Source organism: Pseudomonas sp. CDFA 610, from assembly GCF_021147865.1.
GTDB lineage: Bacteria > Pseudomonadota > Gammaproteobacteria > Pseudomonadales > Pseudomonadaceae > Aquipseudomonas > Aquipseudomonas alliivorans.
The window spans coordinates 74,788-91,397 of the sequence record NZ_JAGTPM010000014.1 but is presented as its reverse complement, the minus strand read 5'-3'; the positions used below and the strand labels follow the sequence as shown (position 1 = coordinate 91,397).

The 16,610-nt window shown below is 58.4% G+C and carries 16 protein-coding genes; 12 read left to right on the top strand and 4 right to left on the bottom strand.

All coding sequences use genetic code 11. The annotated features are described in order from the left end of the window. Positions 1 to 97: 97 nt before the first annotated feature. The 6 genes from fadB (at position 98) to KDX39_RS24020 (ending at position 7,442) form a co-directional block, all read left to right on the top strand. Entirely contained in the window at positions 98 to 2,245 is a 2,148-nt protein-coding gene (gene fadB / locus KDX39_RS24045; RefSeq protein ID WP_231662056.1) for a fatty acid oxidation complex subunit alpha FadB, read from the top strand. Between the two features lie 22 nt (positions 2,246 to 2,267). Continuing rightward, the gene (fadA, locus tag KDX39_RS24040) at positions 2,268 to 3,443 is read left to right on the top strand and encodes an acetyl-CoA C-acyltransferase FadA (protein WP_231662055.1); all 1,176 of its coding nucleotides are present in this window, start codon (positions 2,268 to 2,270) and stop codon (positions 3,441 to 3,443) included. A 121-nt stretch (positions 3,444 to 3,564) separates the two neighbouring features. Next, positions 3,565 to 3,801: a DUF1653 domain-containing protein gene (locus tag KDX39_RS24035; RefSeq protein ID WP_069144420.1), complete on the top strand. Its 237-nt coding sequence runs from the start codon at positions 3,565 to 3,567 to the stop codon at positions 3,799 to 3,801. A 113-nt stretch (positions 3,802 to 3,914) separates the two neighbouring features. Continuing rightward, positions 3,915 to 6,527, top strand: a complete 2,613-nt coding sequence (topA, locus tag KDX39_RS24030) for a type I DNA topoisomerase (protein ID WP_231662054.1) — start codon at positions 3,915 to 3,917, stop codon at positions 6,525 to 6,527. A 95-nt stretch (positions 6,528 to 6,622) separates the two neighbouring features. Then, entirely contained in the window at positions 6,623 to 7,144 is a 522-nt protein-coding gene (locus KDX39_RS24025; protein WP_231662053.1) for a DUF6586 family protein, read from the top strand. 64 nt (positions 7,145 to 7,208) lie between these two features. Then, the gene (locus KDX39_RS24020) at positions 7,209 to 7,442 is read left to right on the top strand and encodes a hypothetical protein (protein WP_073165391.1); all 234 of its coding nucleotides are present in this window, start codon (positions 7,209 to 7,211) and stop codon (positions 7,440 to 7,442) included. 27 nt (positions 7,443 to 7,469) lie between these two features. Here KDX39_RS24020 and sulA read toward each other — a convergent pair whose 3' ends face one another. Together sulA and lexA are read right to left on the bottom strand one after the other, a co-directional pair. Beyond that, on the bottom strand, positions 7,470 to 7,940 hold the full coding sequence (gene sulA / locus KDX39_RS24015) for an SOS-induced cell division inhibitor SulA (RefSeq protein WP_231662052.1): 471 nt from the start codon (positions 7,938 to 7,940) through the stop codon (positions 7,470 to 7,472). A 9-nt stretch (positions 7,941 to 7,949) separates the two neighbouring features. After that, on the bottom strand, positions 7,950 to 8,558 hold the full coding sequence (gene lexA, locus KDX39_RS24010; RefSeq protein ID WP_231662051.1) for a transcriptional repressor LexA: 609 nt from the start codon (positions 8,556 to 8,558) through the stop codon (positions 7,950 to 7,952). 270 nt (positions 8,559 to 8,828) lie between these two features. Between lexA and psrA the strand changes: the two genes are divergently transcribed. The 3 genes from psrA to KDX39_RS23995 all read left to right on the top strand — a co-directional run bounded on the left by psrA (position 8,829) and on the right by KDX39_RS23995 (position 11,399). Then, complete coding sequence (gene psrA, locus KDX39_RS24005) at positions 8,829 to 9,548, top strand: transcriptional regulator PsrA (protein WP_231662050.1); 720 nt, start codon at positions 8,829 to 8,831, stop codon at positions 9,546 to 9,548. A gap of 90 nt (positions 9,549 to 9,638) precedes the next feature. Continuing rightward, entirely contained in the window at positions 9,639 to 10,649 is a 1,011-nt protein-coding gene (nagZ, locus tag KDX39_RS24000; RefSeq protein ID WP_231662049.1) for a beta-N-acetylhexosaminidase, read from the top strand. Between the two features lie 9 nt (positions 10,650 to 10,658). Then, positions 10,659 to 11,399: an S-methyl-5'-thioinosine phosphorylase gene (locus KDX39_RS23995; protein ID WP_231662048.1), complete on the top strand. Its 741-nt coding sequence runs from the start codon at positions 10,659 to 10,661 to the stop codon at positions 11,397 to 11,399. A 56-nt stretch (positions 11,400 to 11,455) separates the two neighbouring features. On the opposite strand, the gene KDX39_RS23990 is transcribed toward KDX39_RS23995, so the two are convergent. Beyond that, entirely contained in the window at positions 11,456 to 11,995 is a 540-nt protein-coding gene (locus KDX39_RS23990) for a cytochrome b (RefSeq protein ID WP_231662047.1), read from the bottom strand. Positions 11,996 to 12,462: 467 nt separating this feature from the next. Here KDX39_RS23990 and KDX39_RS23985 point away from each other — a divergent pair, with 467 nt between their 5' ends. From KDX39_RS23985 to KDX39_RS23975, 3 genes are read left to right on the top strand one after another with little or no spacing between them, the layout of a single operon-like run. Continuing rightward, positions 12,463 to 13,248 (top strand): endonuclease/exonuclease/phosphatase family protein, encoded by a 786-nt coding sequence (locus tag KDX39_RS23985; RefSeq protein ID WP_184319973.1) that lies wholly within the window; start codon positions 12,463 to 12,465, stop codon positions 13,246 to 13,248. Then, entirely contained in the window at positions 13,245 to 14,507 is a 1,263-nt protein-coding gene (gene clsB, locus KDX39_RS23980) for a cardiolipin synthase ClsB (protein WP_231662046.1), read from the top strand. The genes KDX39_RS23985 and clsB overlap by 4 nt, the downstream gene beginning before the upstream one ends. Further along, entirely contained in the window at positions 14,504 to 15,514 is a 1,011-nt protein-coding gene (locus tag KDX39_RS23975) for a lysylphosphatidylglycerol synthase domain-containing protein (protein ID WP_231662045.1), read from the top strand. Before clsB ends, KDX39_RS23975 begins: the two co-directional genes overlap by 4 nt. A 60-nt stretch (positions 15,515 to 15,574) precedes the next feature. On the opposite strand, the gene KDX39_RS23970 is transcribed toward KDX39_RS23975, so the two are convergent. Next, positions 15,575 to 16,483: a MurR/RpiR family transcriptional regulator gene (locus tag KDX39_RS23970; protein WP_231662044.1), complete on the bottom strand. Its 909-nt coding sequence runs from the start codon at positions 16,481 to 16,483 to the stop codon at positions 15,575 to 15,577. Between the last annotated feature and the right edge of the window lie 127 nt (positions 16,484 to 16,610).

Sequence of the window (16,610 nt, the reverse complement as noted above, 5' to 3'; positions counted from 1 at the left end):
TGTGATTTGGCGTGTTCATCGACGGCGACGTCGTAGTCTCGTTGAACGTTAAGGTTCAGCGAGTATTGTTCAGCTTCCATATTGTGGAGATCAGTTGATGATTTACGAAGGTAAAGCCATCACGGTTAAGGCTCTTGAAAGTGGCATCGTCGAATTGAATTTCGATCTCAAGGGTGAGTCCGTCAACAAGTTCAACCGTCTCACCCTCAACGAACTGCGTCAGGCAGTGGATGCTGTCAAGGCTGACGCGTCGGTTAAAGGTGTGATCGTCACCAGCGGCAAAGACGCATTCATCGTCGGCGCTGACATCACCGAGTTTGTCGACAACTTCAAGTTGCCCGAAGCCGAACTGGTCGCCGGCAACCTGGAAGCCAACCGGATCTTCAGCGATTTCGAAGACCTTGGCGTGCCGACAGTCGTTGCCATCAACGGCATCGCGCTGGGCGGCGGTCTGGAGATGTGTCTGGCGGCCGATTACCGCGTCATGTCGAGCAGCGCGAAGATCGGCCTGCCGGAAGTCAAGCTGGGTCTGTACCCGGGCTTCGGCGGTACGGTTCGTCTGCCACGCATAATAGGTGCCGATAACGCCATCGAGTGGATTGCCTCCGGCAAGGAAAACGCTGCCGAAGACGCGCTCAAGGTCGGTGCAGTGGATGCGGTCGTTGCGCCAGAGAAACTACAGGCTGCGGCTCTCGACCTGATCAAACGCGCCATTTCCGGCGAGTTCGATTTCAAGGCCAAGCGTCAGCCCAAGCTGGACAAGCTCAAGCTCAACGCCATCGAGCAGATGATGGCCTTCGAAACCGCCAAGGGTTTTGTCGCAGGTCAGGCCGGCCCGAACTACCCGGCACCGGTCGAAGCGATCAAGACCATTCAGAAAGCGGCGAACTTCGGTCGTGACAAGGCGCTTGAGGTTGAAGCTGCCGGTTTCGTGAAAATGGCCAAGACTTCTGCTGCGCAGAGCCTGATCGGCCTGTTCCTGAACGATCAGGAACTGAAAAAGAAAGCCAAGGGTTATGACGAAGTCGCCAGAGACGTGAAGCAGGCTGCCGTTCTCGGCGCTGGCATCATGGGCGGCGGCATTGCGTATCAGTCGGCGGTAAAGGGCACACCGATCCTGATGAAGGATATTCGTGAAGAAGCCATTCAACTGGGTCTGAACGAAGCGTCGAAACTGTTGGGCAACCGTGTCGAAAAAGGCCGTCTGACCGCTGCGAAGATGGCTGAAGCGCTGAATGCGATTCGTCCTACGCTTTCCTACGGCGACTTCGGTAACGTCGATCTGGTGGTTGAAGCCGTAGTCGAGAACCCGAAGGTCAAGCAGGCAGTTCTGGCCGAAGTTGAAGCACAGGTGGGTGAAAACACCATCCTGGCGTCGAACACCTCCACTATTTCGATCAGTCTCCTGGCGAAGGCGCTCAAGCGCCCCGAAAACTTCGTGGGCATGCACTTCTTCAACCCGGTGCACATGATGCCGCTGGTGGAAGTGATCCGCGGTGAGAAGTCCAGCGAAGAAGCGGTTGCTACCACCGTCGCTTACGCCAAGAAAATGGGCAAGAACCCGATCGTGGTCAATGATTGCCCGGGCTTCCTCGTCAATCGCGTGCTGTTCCCGTACTTTGGCGGTTTCGCCAAGCTGGTCAGCGCTGGCGTCGACTTCGTGCGCATTGACAAGGTCATGGAAAAATTCGGCTGGCCGATGGGGCCTGCCTACCTGATGGACGTGGTTGGTATCGACACCGGCCACCACGGTCGTGACGTCATGGCCGAAGGTTTTCCGGACCGCATGAAGGACGACCGCCGTTCTGCTGTCGACGTGCTGTACGAAGCCAATCGCCTGGGTCAGAAGAACGGCAAGGGCTTCTATGTTTACGAGATGGACAAGAAAGGCAAGCCGAAGAAGGTCAACGACCCGGCCGTGCTGGACGTACTCAAGCCGATCGTTTTCGAACAGCGTGAAGTCACCGACGAAGACATCATCAACTGGATGATGATTCCGCTGTGCATGGAAACTGTGCGCTGCCTGGAAGACGGCATCGTTGAAACTGCCGCCGAAGCCGACATGGGCCTGATCTACGGTATTGGTTTCCCTCCATTCCGTGGTGGTGCGCTGCGTTACATAGACTCGATCGGTGTCGCCGAATTCGTTGCCCTCGCTGACCAATATGCCGAGCTGGGTGCCTTGTATCAACCGACCGCGAAGCTGCGTGAGATGGCCAGCAACGGCCAGAGCTTCTTCGGTTAAGCGCCTTCTGAGGAATGAACGTATGAGCTTGAATCCAAGAGACGTCGTGATTGTCGACTTCGGTCGTACCCCGATGGGCCGCTCCAAGGGCGGCATGCACCGCAACACCCGTGCCGAAGACATGTCTGCGCACCTGATCAGCAAGCTGCTGGAGCGCAACGACAAGATTGACCCGGCTGAAGTCGAGGATGTGATCTGGGGCTGCGTCAACCAGACCCTGGAGCAGGGCTGGAACATCGCGCGCATGGCGTCGCTGCTGACCCAGATCCCGCACACCTCTGCTGCGCAGACCGTGAGCCGCCTGTGCGGCTCGTCCATGAGCGCGCTGCACACTGCTGCGCAAGCGATCATGACCGGCAATGGCGATGTGTTCGTCATTGGCGGCGTGGAGCACATGGGTCACGTCAGCATGATGCACGGCGTCGATCCGAACCCGCACATGTCGCTGTATGCCGCCAAGGCGTCGGGCATGATGGGCCTGACTGCAGAAATGCTCGGCAAAATGCATGGCATTACCCGCGAACAACAGGATGCCTTCGGCCTGCGTTCCCACCAGCTCGCCCACAAGGCGACGCTGGAGGGCAAGTTCAAGGACGAGATCATCCCGATGCAGGGTTACGACGAAAACGGCTTCCTCAAGGTCTTCGACTACGATGAAACCATTCGTCCGGACACCACTCTGGAAAGTCTGGCGGCGCTCAAGCCGGCTTTCAATCCGAAGGGTGGCACCGTGACAGCGGGCACGTCTTCGCAAATCACTGATGGCGCTTCGTGCATGATCGTGATGTCGGCGCAGCGTGCCATGGACCTCGGTATCCAGCCTATGGCGGTTATTCGTTCCATGGCCGTTGCCGGTGTAGACCCTGCAATCATGGGCTACGGCCCGGTTCCTGCGACTCAAAAGGCACTCAAGCGCGCAGGTCTGAGCATCTCGGATATCGACTTCTTCGAGCTCAACGAAGCGTTCGCTGCACAGGCCCTGCCAGTGCTGAAAGATCTGAAAGTGCTCGACAAGATGAACGAGAAGGTTAACCTGCATGGCGGCGCCATTGCTCTGGGCCATCCATTTGGGTGTTCCGGTGCACGCATCTCCGGCACCTTGCTCAATGTCATGAAGCAGAATGGCGGCAACCTCGGGGTTTCCACCATGTGCATCGGACTGGGTCAGGGCATCGCGACCGTTTTCGAACGTGTCTGATTTGCCTGAAGTGATGCAGCCGGGGCTTGATGCCCCGGCTTTTGTTTTTTTGAAAAAGCAGTTTCAGACCCAATGTCTTGACTGTGTTTCTGTTCTGAACCCGTTTCACGAGGGCTGCATCATGCAACTGCAACCAGGGCTCTACCGCCACTATAAAGGCCCGGAATATCGGGTATTCAGTGTGGCGAAGCATTCTGAAACCGAAGAAGAGGTCGTGTTCTACCAGGCGCTCTATGGCGATTTCGGCATGTGGGTTCGTCCCCTGGAAATGTTCCTGGAGTCCGTCGAGGTTGACGGCGAGCAAGTCCCGCGCTTTGCTTTGGTCCAGGCCGAACCGAGCCTGTTTTCGGGTTCGTGACTCGGAAATTCACAACAGGCTGTGCTTGACCTCACCTTGTAGCCACTATATATAGCGTGGCCTTTACAAGCTCGTCATTGTCTTTCATCTAGTATTCAGGAATTTTCTGATCCATGGGCAAATCGCTGGTCATCGTGGAATCCCCGGCTAAGGCCAAGACCATCAACAAGTATTTGGGCAACCAGTACGTGGTGAAGTCGAGTATCGGCCATATCCGAGACCTGCCCACCAGCGGTTCGGCCAGTGCTGCCAAAGAGCCTGCCGCCAAGCGTGGCAAGGCCGCCGCAGGCGAGGGCCCGGTACTGACGCCGAAAGAAAAGGCGCAGCGCCAGTTGGTCTCTCGTATGGGCGTCGATCCGGAGCATGGCTGGAAAGCCAAGTACGAAATCCTTCCCGGCAAAGAGAAGGTGATCGAAGAGCTGCGCAAGCTCGCCAAGGATGCCGACACCATCTATCTCGCGACGGACTTGGACCGCGAGGGGGAAGCCATTGCCTGGCACCTGCGCGAAGCCATCGGCGGCGACGACAGCCGCTTCAAGCGCGTTGTGTTCAACGAAATCACCAAGAAAGCCATCCAGGAAGCCTTCTCCAAACCGGGCGAGCTGGACATCGCACGGGTCAATGCCCAGCAGGCACGTCGCTTCCTGGACCGCGTGGTCGGTTACATGGTTTCGCCGCTGCTGTGGCAGAAAGTCGCCCGCGGCCTTTCCGCAGGCCGTGTGCAGTCGGTTGCCGTGAAACTGGTGGTGGAGCGCGAACGCGAAATTCGTGCGTTCAATCCCGAAGAGTACTGGGAGATTCACGCCGACCTGGGCACTGCCAAGGGTGCCAACGTGCGTTTCGAAGTCGCCCGTGAGAACGGCGAAGCCTTCAAGCCCTTGAATGAAGCGCAGGCCATGGCCGCGCTGGAAAAGCTCAAGGCTTCCAGCTACAGCATTATCAAGCGTGAAGACAAGCCGACCAGCAGCAAGCCGTCGGCGCCGTTCATCACGTCGACCCTGCAGCAGGCCGCAAGCAATCGTCTGGGCTTCGGCGTGAAGAAGACCATGATGATGGCCCAGCGCTTGTATGAAGCGGGCTACATCACTTACATGCGTACCGACTCGACCAACCTGTCGGCCGACGCAGTGAGCATGGCGCGCGATTACATCGAAACCGAGTTCGGCAAGAAATACCTGCCGGAATCGCCAAACGTCTACAGCAGCAAGGAAGGCGCACAGGAGGCGCACGAAGCGATTCGTCCTTCCGACGTCAACATGCACCCGTCCAAGCTGTCGGGCATGGAGCGCGACGCCGAGCGCCTGTATGAACTGATCTGGCGCCAGTTCGTGGCCTGTCAGATGCCGCCCGCGCAATACCTGTCGACCACCGTCAGCGTTGCAGCCAGCGATTTCGAGCTGCGTGCCAAGGGCCGCATCCTCAAGTTCGACGGTTACACCCGCGTATTGCCGCAGATGGCCAAGCCTGGCGACGACGACGTGCTGCCGGACATGGCGCAGGGCGAAACCCTGAAGCTGAACAAGCTCGATCCGACCCAGCACTTCACCAAGCCGCCCGCGCGTTACTCTGAAGCGAGCCTGGTCAAGGAAATGGAAAAGCGCGGCATCGGTCGTCCTTCGACTTACGCAGCGATCATTTCGACCATTCAGGATCGCGGCTACGTGGCGCTGCATAATCGTCGCTTCTATTCGGAGAAAATGGGTGACATCGTTACTGGTCGCCTGTCCGAGAGCTTTGCCAACCTGATGGACTACGGCTTCACCGCCGGCATGGAAGAAAACCTCGACGACGTGGCCCAAGGGCAACGTGACTGGAAAAACGTGCTGGACGAGTTCTACGGCGATTTCCGCAAGAAGCTGGAAGTGGCCGAAGCGCCGGACAGCGGTATGCGCGCCAACCAGCCGGTCATGACCGACATTCCGTGCAAGGTCTGTGGTCGTCCGATGCAGATTCGTACCGCCTCCACCGGTGTTTTCCTTGGTTGCTCGGGTTACAGCCTGCCGCCCAAGGAGCGCTGCAAGGCCACTGTCAACCTCACCCCTGGCGACGAGATCGCCGAGGATGACGAGGGCGAGTCCGAATCCAGGGTTCTGCGTGGCAAGCATCGCTGCCCGATCTGCAGCACGGCCATGGATGCCTACCTGCTGGATGAGAATCACAAACTGCACATCTGCGGTAACAACCCGGATTGCACCGGCTACGAGATCGAGAAGGGTACCTACCGGATCAAGGGCTACGAAGGCCCGAGCCTGGAATGCGACAAGTGTGGCAGCGAGATGCAGCTAAAGACTGGCCGTTTCGGCAAGTTCTTCGGCTGTACCAACCCTGACTGCAAAAACACCCGAAAGCTGCTCAAGAGTGGCGACGCGGCACCGCCGAAGATGGATCCGGTCAAGATGCCGGAACTCAAGTGCGACAAGGTTGACGACACGTATATCCTGCGTGACGGTGCTTCCGGGTTATTTCTGGCGGCCAGTCAGTTCCCGAAAAACCGTGAGACCCGCGCGCCTCTGGTCATCGAGATCGCGCCGCACAAGGACGAGATCGATCCGAAGTATCACTTCCTTTGCGAAGCGCCGAAGAAGGACCCGGACGGCCGTCCGTCGGTGATCCGTTACAGCCGCAAGACCAAGGAGCAGTACGTGCAGACCGAGGTTGAAGGCAAGCCTACCGGCTGGCGTGCGTTCTACGATGGTAGCGCCTGGAAGGTCGAAGACAAGCGTTGATCGACTGAGGTCCGGCATTCACATGCCGGACCTTCTTCCACGGCAATGCGGTCAGGCTATGCTGGTCTTATTCGATTGTGATGGAGAGTGTTGCCATGGCTCATGAACTCTATACCCGCACCAACCAGAAGATTTATTTCGCCGGTCTCGCGCTCGAGGCCTTGAGCAAAGCGGAAAACGGTCAGGTCATCAATGCGCAAGCGTTGCAGCAGGCGGAGCGCGAATCGGTGCTGTTTCATCTGTACGGTGCCTTGTTGGGGCTGTGCCACGAGATCGCAGGTTACTACCGTCTGCCCCAGGCCAACGCCCCGCGTGCCGAGCAATTGCTGACGCAGGACGTGCTGGACGCCATTGCGATCCCGGAGATGGCTGAGCTGGTCGAACTGGCTCAGCATCGCGAGACGTGGCTGGCCAGGCTGCTGGCGGCCTACAACTCGCTGTACCAGCCGCCTCGTGCCCCCGTCAAGCCCAAGGGTGACGTGACTCAGCCGATGATTGTGACGGTGAATCTGGATGCCGAGCCGGAGCCGGAATTGACCCGTGAAGAGCTGGAAAGCTGGCGCCAACAGCTGAAAAGCCTGGCGGTTCGTTTCCGTGAAGGTTTGAGCGAGTGCTGAAAAGCGATGATGGAAGGGCTGGCAGGCTGCTACAATGCCAGCCTATTGCGGAGTAACTGTACTGATGCCTACCTCTTTTCTTGAAATTGTCGAACTGCCTGACGGTCGCATTGAACTGCGTCGCGCTGATGACGAGGGCTCGTTGGTCACGCTGGATTTCTCGGCCGATGCCAAGGCGTTCATGCAGGGGCAGCATGTCGAAGTTGCCAAGGCCATGTTGAGCGTAGGCGTTCAAATGGCCGGTCGCCTGGCCGAAGGCGAAGTCGAAAAGGATGACGGGCCTCGCGTTCTGCACTGATCGGCTATGCTAATCAGTGACCGGCCTTCAGCCCAGTCTGATATTCAGGCTTTGCGCTTCACCAATCCTCGCTGCACCGATCAACTGCTGGCGCGACGACGTGCTGAGTGGATTGATCCAGCTCACCACGGTATGGCTGCGTCCGAGCCGTAGCGCTTCCCGCGTCAATTCCAGTGCGCTCTGATTGCCGCGTGGCTGAAGCAGAAGAATCCTTTCCCGGTTCAGGCCGGCATCACGTAGCCAGGCCTGGGTCACGTTCGATGGCGGCGCAATAAGGGTCAGCCAGCGCGCATCGTCATCCTGACTGAGCTCGCGAAGGATAGGGGCGAGCAGGTTCATGCAGTTCCCTGCAGCACCACGCAAGGACAGTTCGCTGAAAGGCTCCGGCTCATTGCTCCAGGGCGTTTCGACAATGTCCGTGAGCATCGGGGCGATGGGCTGGGCCATGAATGCCTCGAACAGCGGTAATTGCGAATGCGGTGCTTGATGGAACTGCATAACGTCTCCTTAGCGGCGAATGACGCCGACGCTCAAACCTTCGATCACCAGATCCTGATCCTTGAGGTCGACCTCGATGGGTGCGAACTCCGGATTTTCCGCCAGCAGCCAGACCTTGCTGCCTTCACGCTTGAAGCGTTTGACGGTGACTTCGTCGCCGATCCGGGCAACAACGATCTGGCCATTACGGGCTTCACGCGTGGTGTGCACCGCCAGCAGGTCGCCGTCGAGGATACCGATGTCCTTCATGCTCATGCCGTGCACGCGCAACAGATAGTCGGCGCTGGGATGAAAGAAGGTCGGGTTGATGTTGCAGGATTCTTCGATGTGCTGCTGCGCCAGAATGGGCGCACCGGCAGCGACACGGCCAATCACAGGCAGGCTGCTCTCGTCGGGTTTGGCTTCGAAGCCGGGAATGCGTATGCCGCGTGAGGCGCCCGGTGTCATTTCGATTGCGCCTTTGCGTGCAAGCGCCTTGAGGTGTTCTTCAGCGGCGTTCGGCGACTTGAAGCCCAGTTCCTGAGCGATTTCCGCACGTGTCGGGGGAAAGCCGTTGTCTTCGAGACAGCGTTTGATGAAGCCCAGGATTTCGGCCTGGCGTGGCGTCAGTTTGATCATGTCGAGCGCTCTGTCTTTTTATACAGTGACTGGGATTATATACAGTGAAGGCGCAATGGCAATCGACTATTTCGTTTTCGCCGCCGAGCGGTTGTGGATTCGTGTGCCTGTCGATGTGCAGGGCGATGCAACGGCCATACCTGACCCCAGACGATTTCATCGTTTACTTCATGAATTCGTGACTGTCTGGCCATAAAATGAACGCGTCTGCTTGACAATCGGGGCGTATGATACGTATGTTTCAAACGTTCGTTTGTTAGGCAGAGAGCCATGGCCCAGTCGGAAACCGTTGAACGCATTCTTGATGCTGCGGAGCAGTTGTTCGCAGAGAAAGGTTTCGCTGAAACCTCGCTGCGTCTCATCACCAGCAAGGCCTCTGTCAATCTTGCTGCGGTGAATTATCACTTCGGGTCCAAGAAAGCGCTCATTCAGGCGGTGTTCTCGCGTTTTCTGGGGCCATTCTGTATCAGCCTCGAGCGCGAACTGGAGCGTCGTCAGTCCAGACCCGAGCACAAGCCCACGCTTGAAGAACTGCTCGAAATCCTGGTGGAACAGGCACTGGTCGTGCAGCCGCGCAGTGGCAATGATCTTTCCATTTTCATGCGCCTGCTGGGACTGGCCTTCAGTCAGAGCCAGGGCCATTTGCGACGCTATCTCGAAGACATGTACGGCAAGGTGTTTCGCCGTTACATGACGCTGGTCAACGAAGCTGCGCCGCGTATTCCGCCTATCGAGCTGTTCTGGCGCGTGCACTTCATGCTCGGTGCCGCAGCGTTCAGCATGTCCGGAATCAAGGCCTTGCGTGCCATTGCCGAAACCGATTTCGGCGTCAACACCTCCATCGAGCAGGTCATGCGCCTGATGGTGCCATTCCTGGCTGCCGGTATGCGCGCTGACACCGGGGTGACCGATCCCGCCATGATCGCCGCCCAGCTCAGGCCGCGCAGCAAGAGCAGCAGCACACCTGCACCTGTTGCCGCCAAGGCCTGACGTCACTGAAGCCCTTCGCATTGCACCGGGCTTCAGGATCAAGCACCATGCCCGCATTGCAATCGGGCACTGGTGTGTAAGGGTTTTTCTATGAGTTCTGGCCTGCAAGGCTCTCTGATGGTCGATGTCGCCGGTACCTGGCTGACCAGCGAAGACCGTCAGTTTCTGCGTCAGCCCGAGGTGGGCGGTCTTATCATCTTCGCTCGAAACATCGAGCATCCCCGTCAGGTTCGTGAACTGAGTGCCGCGATTCGTGCCATTCGGCCTGATCTGCTGCTTGCAGTGGATCAGGAGGGCGGGCGCGTCCAGCGTCTTCGTCAGGGTTTTGTACGGCTCCCGGCGATGCGCGCCATTGCAGAAAAGCGCGATGCCGAGCACCTGGCGGAGCATTGCGGCTGGCTGATGGCGACCGAGGTTCTGGGCGTAGGGCTTGACCTCAGCTTTGCCCCGGTGCTGGATCTGGATTATCAGCGCAGCGCGGTCGTCGGCACACGTGCCTTCGAGGGTGATCCCGAGCGCGTGGCCGTGCTGGCAGGTGCGTTTATTCGTGGAATGAATGCAGCAGGTATGGCGGCCACCGGCAAGCATTTCCCCGGTCATGGCTGGGCGGAGGCCGATTCTCACGTGGCGATCCCCAACGATGAACGCAGCCTGGAGCAGATCCGCGCCAATGATCTGGTGCCCTTCGCGCGTCTGAGTCAGCAACTGGCCGCGGTCATGCCGGCTCATGTCATCTACCCGAAAGTGGATTCGCAGCCGGCCGGTTTCTCACGCCGCTGGTTGCAGGACATCCTGCGCGACGAACTGAAATTCGACGGGGTTATCTTCAGTGATGACCTCTCGATGGCAGGGGCGCATGTGGTTGGCGATGCAGCAAGTCGCATCGAGGCTGCGTTGACCGCTGGCTGCGACATGGGGCTGGTGTGCAATGACCGTGCGGCCGCAGAGCTGGCACTCAGCGCGGCGCAGCGCATGAAGGTCAAGCCTTCGGCGCGTATCGCTCGCATGCGTGGCAATGCCATCGCCAGTACCGAGTACCGACAGCATCCACGCTGGCTCGCTGCGCTTGCTGCACTGCGCAGCGCCCAATTGATCGATTAAGGATTAGCAATGACTGTTTACGCGATTATCGGTGGCACCGGCCTGACCCAGCTCGAAGGGCTGCACATTCGTCAGTCGTTGCCCATGAACACGCCTTACGGAGCGCCGTCCGGCGAAATTCAGATAGGTGAGTACGCCGGGCGTGAAGTGATGTTTCTTGCGCGTCATGGTCATCCGCATCGCCTGCCGCCTCATCAGGTCAACTACCGCGCCAATATCTGGGCCTTGAAACAGGCTGGCGCCGAAGCGATTCTCGCCGTGAACGCAGTGGGCGGCATTCATCCTGCGATGGGCACCGGGCACTTTTGCGTGCCCCATGACGTGATCGATTACACCAGCGGCCGTCAGCATACGTTCTTCGCCGACGATCTGGAGCAGGTCACTCACATCGACTTCAGCTATCCCTACAGCGAAGCGCTGCGCGCCCGTCTGGTTGCGGCGCTGGCGGCTGAAGGCTGCGAGTTCAGTGATCGTGGCGTATACGCTTGCACGCAGGGGCCTCGTCTGGAAACCGTGGCCGAGATCATTCGTCTGGAGCGCGACGGCTGCGACATCGTCGGGATGACCGGCATGCCCGAAGCGGCGCTCGCTCGCGAGCTGGAGCTGGATTACGCCTGTCTGGCGCTGGTCGTGAACCCGGCGGCAGGCAAGTCGACTACTGTCATCACCATGGCTGAAATCGAGCAGGCTTTGCGTGACGGGATGGGCAAAGTCAAGTCAACGCTGGCGCGGGTGTTGTCTGCTCAGTAGGTATCCGGCCGGGCGGGACGAGGAAAAGGGCTTTCAGTGAAAGCCCTTGATTGCCACTAGATCATGCGCTTGAGCGTATTGTCCTTGCGCACCAAATGGTGCCAGATGGCTGCGACCACATGCAGCCCGATCACGTAATAGAAGATCGAGGCCAGCAGCTTGTGCACGTCTTCGAAATATTCCGCCGTGCGATCCGATGTCGCAAACGGCCAGGGAATCTGCAAGTCCGTAAGCGGGACCGGCAGGGCGCCTTTTTCCACCATCACTGTCAGCAACCCCAGCACCGGCTGAATGAACAGAAATGCGTAAAGCGCGTAATGTGAAACCGTCGCAGCAGCGCTTAACACGCCTTCCAGCGGTGGTGTGATGCCCGGTGGCCGATGACGACGTCGCTCGGCGACGCGGAAGAATGCCAGCACCAGGATCAGAAGGCCGACCCAGAAATGACTCTGCACGACCAGCAGGCGATACTCCGATCCCTTGCCGAACTGTGTGCGGCTGAGAATCAGGGTATACGCCAGCACGATCAGCGCAGCCATAACCCAGTGCAACCACCGGGCTTTGTAGGTATAGCGTTGCGAGGTCAGTGCATCCACGGTTGAATCCCTAGTCGCTTTTTAAGGCAGAGTGCATCGGATTCGGCATACAGCGCAAGAGTCTGTCAGCGGCAATGCCGTTCATCAGCAGTGCATGGGCCTGCACCCTTGCCCTGATCGGAGTGCAAGTTTCCCGACGCGAGTCCTGTGCATAAGCAAGCCTTATGCCTCAATGCGGCTTCAACGTCGCAAGCCTCAGCTCATGCGATACCAGCGTACAGCGGGCACGCTGCAAGAATGACGCAACGCCCTTTCTACGACCTGATCCGTGACCTGAACATCGTGTAGTTCCTCGATGCGGATTTTCTCCACTGCGGTTGCAAAAGTCCGAATAAGTCAGGCGGCCAACGTTCCTTCAGCCTCGACGAGTGGGCTGATATGGCAAAGGCATGGCATTCCCGTTCAGCAACGGAACCTGTGCCACCGGGCGGCTTCATATACGTTGAATATCTATCCAGGAGTCAGTCTTGACCAGTGCCAATACGCCCGTCGGCCAGACAACGCCGGTATCGGCCAGCATTTCCCTGAATGTACTGACCATGAACATGCACATGGGCTTCGGCATTTTCAATCGTCGCTTCATTCTTCCCGAATTGCGTGAAGCGGTGCGCACCGTGTCGGCTGATGTGGTGTTTTTGCAGGAAGTACACGGCGAGCATCAGAGCCATGCCCGGAATGTGAAGGACTGGCCGACCATTTCTCAGTATGAGTTTCTCGCCGACAGCATGTGGAGTGACTTCGCCTACGGTCGTAATGCGGTTTACCCGGACGGTGATCATGGCAATGCGCTGCTCTCCAAGTACCCGATCGTCAGCCATGAAAATCTCGACATCTCCATTGACGGAACAGAGCAGCGCGGTCTGCTGCATTGCATTCTCGATGTGCCGAATCATGGTCACGTGCATGCCGTCTGCGTGCATCTGGGCCTGTTCGAAAGTCATCGGCGCAAGCAGCTCGGACTGCTTGCTGAACTGATGGGCCGTTTGCCCGCCGGAGAACCGGTGATCGTTGCCGGGGACTTCAATGACTGGCGTCAGCGGGCCGACGCCTTGTTGCAGGGAACCGGGTTGCATGAAGCTTTCGTGGAGCGGTTTGGAGCGCCGGCAAAGAGTTTTCCGGCGCGATGGCCATTGCTCAGACTGGACCGGATTTACGTACGCAACGCCACGACCCACAGACCCAAGGTGCTTTCCAATCGACCCTGGTCTCATCTTTCCGATCATGCACCGCTGGCGGTGGAGGTGACCTTATGAGAAACACGACTGGCCGCACTGAAGAACAGTGGCGCGACGGCAACTCGGTAGAGCTGCTGATCAACGGTGAGGATTTCTTCACTAGGGTGTTCGAGTGCATCCGTGCCGCTCGCACGGAAGTATTGATCGAGACCTTCATCATTTTCGAAGACCGTATCGGGATCGGCCTGCAGGAGGCTGTGATCGAAGCGGCCAGAAACGGCGCGAAAGTCGTGATCACTGTCGATGACTACGGTACCTCCGATCTCAGCTCCGCGTTCGTCAGGGCCATGATCGATGCGGGCGTCCAGATTCAGCTGTTCGACCCGCGCCCTCGGTTCATGGGCATGCGCACCAATCTGTTTCGCCGTCTGCACCGCAAAGTGGTGGTGATCGACGGCGAAATCGGCTTCATCGGCGGTATCAATTACAGCGTCGATCACATGACCGACACCGGTCTGACCGCCAAGCAGGACTACGCCGTGCTGGTGCGCGGGCCGATCATTCAGGACATCCATCGCAGCGCCGTGCACATGCTCAGTGATGCAGTACGCGCCAAACTGACGCCTGTTACGCTCAAGCTCGAGCCCGCAGGCGCTGCGCGTATGTTGCTGGCCGAGCGCGACAACGCCGAGCACACCACTGACATTGAAGAACGCTACCTTGAGGCAATCCGCGAAGCGAAGCAGCGCATTACGCTGGCCAACGCCTATTTCTTCCCCAGCTACCGCTTCCTGCGTGAGCTGCGCAATGCGTCGCGACGTGGCGTCAAGGTGACGCTGATCCTGCAGGGCAAGCCGGACATGCCCTTCGTGCGGGTGTGCTCGCGTCTGACCTATACCTATCTGCTGCGCGATGGTGTGGTGATTCACGAATACAAACAGCGCGCGTTGCACGGCAAGGTGGCGCTGATCGATCAAGACTGGTCCACCGTAGGCTCCAGCAACCTCGATCCGCTGAGTCTGGCGCTGAATCTGGAAGCCAATCTGTTTATCCGCGATCAGTCGCTCAATGATCGGCTGCAGACCCATCTGATGGAGCTTGCGGCCGCGCACAGCACCCAGATGAGTTTGAAAGGGGCTGCACGTGGCCAGTGGTGGCGTGCGCCGATGATTGTATTGAGTTTCTTTTTCCTGCGCAGATTTCCGGCAATCGCCGGCCTGTTTCCGGTTCATGGCATGCGCCTGAAGCCGTTGCGGGCGAAAGATGTGGTGCCGGAAGCCAAGGTCATTGAGCAGCAACAGGCGCACCACGAGCTGGATCAGGAGAAGACATCATGACGCAGGCAGCCAGCGCATCCTCGCAGGACGCAAAGGGCAACAAGAAAAGTGACAAGTGGAAGTGGGCGAAACGGGCGTTCAACCTGTTTTTCTTTATCGCCGTGCCGGTGCTGCTGTTCCTGCTGGTCAAGAACCTGGATTGGCAGGAGGTCAAGCAGGCGCTGCAATCCTACAAGCTCAGCACGTTGTTGATGGCTGCCTTCGTGGCGGTGCTCAGCTACCTTACCTACTGCGGCTTCGATGTGCTGGCGCGTTACTACACACGCCATAAACTGTCGATCAAGCAGATCGTTCCGGTGACATTCGTTTGCTATGCCTTCAACCTCAACCTGAGTTCCTGGGTGGGCGGGATTGCCCTGCGTTACCGGCTGTATTCCAGGCTCGGGCTGGACGTGGCGACCATCACGCGTATTCTCAGCCTGAGCCTGATTACCAACTGGCTGGGTTATATGCTGCTCGCGGGTTTTGTGTTTTCCATGCGCTTTCTGTCGTTGCCCAAGGAATGGTCGATCGGTACTGACACCCTGCAATTGATCGGTTTCGGTCTGCTGGCGGTGTGCTTTGCGTATCTGGCGGCGTGCCGTTTCTCCAAGCGCCGCTCGTGGAAGATTCGCGATCAGGAATTCAACCTGCCTTCGATGAAGCAGGCCTTGATGCAGGCGAGTCTCGGTGCCTTGAACTGGTCGTTGATGGCGGCGGTAATTTTCACGCTGCTGCCGGAAAAGGCGTTCTACCCGGCGATTCTCGGTGTGCTGCTGATCAGCAGCATCGCAGGTGTGATCACCCACATTCCTGCCGGGCTTGGCGTGCTGGAAACGGTATTCATCACACTGCTTTCGCACCAGTTCTCCAAGGGCAGCCTGCTGGCCGCGTTGATCGGTTATCGTGCGATCTACTTCCTGTTGCCTTTGTTGCTGGCGGTGGTGGTGTATCTGGTGCTGGAGAAGCGTGCAAAGAAAATGGGCGAAAGAAACCAGCAGCGCATGGGGGAGCAGGCCAAGTCCTGACCCTGGCGGGGAAGTGGAAGCCGTTCTGGTGGACCTCACTTCCCCGTATCGCACCTGTCTTCAATCATCGAATCCCACCTGCTCGTGTATCTCGTCCACTTTCAACTCCAGTCGATACGCCACGGCAATGAACAGTGCCTGACAAAGGCACAGCGTGGCGCTGAGTGAGCGGAAGGCGAACGAACTGCCCTCATTGACCAGCAGGACCGAATTTGCCCGCTTGGCCAGCGGCGACAGGTTACTGTCAGTGATGATCAACGTCTTGGCCTGATGGTGCTGGGCGATACGCAGGCAGTGCTGGGTTTCCTTGCCGTATGGCGTGAAGCTGATGGCGATCACCAGATCGTTGGCGCGTACGCTGCGCATCTGCTCACGGTAACTGCCCCCGAGCCCCGAGATCAGGTGGATGCGTTTGTTGGTGTGCTGCAGGTTATAGACCAGATAGTCCGCGACCGCGAATGAACGGCGTACACCCACCACGTAGATGTTGTCGGCATTGACTACCAGATCCACGGCTTTTTCGAATTCCTCATCATCGAGTTCCGCACCCAGGCGTTCCAGCCCGGACAGGGTTGCATTCACGCACTCACGGGCCAGGTCACCGCCGCTGGCCTTGTGGGATTTGTTGGCGATCATGCTGCGAATACGCTGCTGGTAGTTCTGCACCGGCGTGGTCTTGTGCGTGTACGCTTCGCGAAACAGTGCCTGCATTTCACTGAAACCGCTGAACCCGAAGCGCTGCGAGAAGCGCACGATGGCTGACGGGTGAACCTCGCACTCACGCGCAATATCGCTGATCCGGTCGACCATGATCCGGTCGCTCTGCTGGCTCATGTAGCTGGCAATGCGTTTGAGCTGACGGGGCAGGGCGTCGTACTCGTCGGTGATCAGCCGCAACAGGCCTTCGGCGCTGGTCGGTGGCATGTCGACGCTAGCGTCTGGCAGAGACGGCTGGTCGGTGCTGTTCATAGTCAATCCTTCTTACGTTTTTTCGGGGCGTTGGCGTGTAGGGGAGCCCCGACAATAAAGGCTGCTTTTGGCAGGGCTGGAACTATATCGCACCTGCCCGTCCATTGTGCCAGCACTTGCAAAGGCT

What these genes read in the sequence shown, in the direction of transcription:
- KDX39_RS23970 (WP_231662044.1), bottom strand. Translation starts at nt 16,483, where the DNA reads ATGAACAGCACCGACCAGCCGTCTCTGCCAGACGCTAGCGTCGACATG.
- psrA (WP_231662050.1), top strand. Translation starts at nt 8,829, where the DNA reads ATGGCCCAGTCGGAAACCGTTGAACGCATTCTTGATGCTGCGGAGCAG.
- KDX39_RS23995 (WP_231662048.1), top strand. Translation starts at nt 10,659, where the DNA reads ATGACTGTTTACGCGATTATCGGTGGCACCGGCCTGACCCAGCTCGAA.
- lexA (WP_231662051.1), bottom strand. Translation starts at nt 8,558, where the DNA reads ATGATCAAACTGACGCCACGCCAGGCCGAAATCCTGGGCTTCATCAAA.
- fadA (WP_231662055.1), top strand. Translation starts at nt 2,268, where the DNA reads ATGAGCTTGAATCCAAGAGACGTCGTGATTGTCGACTTCGGTCGTACC.
- fadB (WP_231662056.1), top strand. Translation starts at nt 98, where the DNA reads ATGATTTACGAAGGTAAAGCCATCACGGTTAAGGCTCTTGAAAGTGGC.
- KDX39_RS24035 (WP_069144420.1), top strand. Translation starts at nt 3,565, where the DNA reads ATGCAACTGCAACCAGGGCTCTACCGCCACTATAAAGGCCCGGAATAT.
- KDX39_RS23975 (WP_231662045.1), top strand. Translation starts at nt 14,504, where the DNA reads ATGACGCAGGCAGCCAGCGCATCCTCGCAGGACGCAAAGGGCAACAAG.
- KDX39_RS24020 (WP_073165391.1), top strand. Translation starts at nt 7,209, where the DNA reads ATGCCTACCTCTTTTCTTGAAATTGTCGAACTGCCTGACGGTCGCATT.
- clsB (WP_231662046.1), top strand. Translation starts at nt 13,245, where the DNA reads ATGAGAAACACGACTGGCCGCACTGAAGAACAGTGGCGCGACGGCAAC.
- nagZ (WP_231662049.1), top strand. Translation starts at nt 9,639, where the DNA reads ATGAGTTCTGGCCTGCAAGGCTCTCTGATGGTCGATGTCGCCGGTACC.
- topA (WP_231662054.1), top strand. Translation starts at nt 3,915, where the DNA reads ATGGGCAAATCGCTGGTCATCGTGGAATCCCCGGCTAAGGCCAAGACC.
- sulA (WP_231662052.1), bottom strand. Translation starts at nt 7,940, where the DNA reads ATGCAGTTCCATCAAGCACCGCATTCGCAATTACCGCTGTTCGAGGCA.
- KDX39_RS24025 (WP_231662053.1), top strand. Translation starts at nt 6,623, where the DNA reads ATGGCTCATGAACTCTATACCCGCACCAACCAGAAGATTTATTTCGCC.